This is a genomic window from Fervidicoccus sp. (assembly GCF_049967375.1).
Classification (GTDB): Archaea; Thermoproteota; Thermoprotei_A; order Sulfolobales; family Fervidicoccaceae; genus Fervidicoccus; species Fervidicoccus fontis.
This window is the reverse complement of the sequence record NZ_JBMFSV010000040.1, coordinates 1-625: the sequence shown is the minus strand read 5'-3', so window position 1 is coordinate 625 and position 625 is coordinate 1. Positions and strand designations below refer to the sequence as shown.

Sequence of the window (625 nt, the reverse complement as noted above, 5' to 3'; positions counted from 1 at the left end):
AAGAGATAAGTACCCCTGTACTAGCAGATGTGGCGCTGTGGCATGTTAGCGGCCATATACAACACTATCGTGACAGCATGTTCATCTTTGATTCTGATTTCGGAAGCATAGGAATGAAGCCAATGAACTGCCCTTCTACTATGCTTATATACAAGAGCAGGAAATGGAGCTACAAGGAACTGCCCTTCAGGACGGCGATATTTGACAAGGTCTACAGAAAGGAGTTAAGCGGTGCGGTAACAGGTCTATTTCGAGTCAAGGAACTTACACAAGACGATGGACACATATTTGCAAGAGAAGATCAAATACAAGAGGAGGTTTCCCTACTTCTTAAGATGATAAAGGAGGTATATGATACCTTCGGCATGACCTTCGTGCCAAATCTTTCTACGATGCCAGACGATCATCTAGGTACAGAGGAGCTGTGGGAAAAAGCCACTGCAAAACTAAAGAAGGCAATAGAAGAAAACCATTTGCAATATCAAATAAAGGAGAAAGAGGGCGCGTTTTACGGTCCGAAGATCGATTGCGATGTCAAGGATTCTATGGGAAGGAGCTGGCAGCTTGCTACTATTCAGCTTGATTACAACCTTCCTCAAAGGTTCAAGCTGGAGTATACAAACAG

The 625-nt window shown here is 43.7% G+C and carries 1 protein-coding gene; it reads left to right on the top strand.

Features of this window, described 5'->3' with window-relative positions; all coding sequences use genetic code 11:
• Positions 1-77: 77 nt before the first annotated feature.
• A partial coding sequence (locus ACP5SL_RS05875; RefSeq protein WP_428228339.1) for an aminoacyl--tRNA ligase-related protein occupies positions 78-625 on the top strand: 548 nt, incomplete at its 3' end.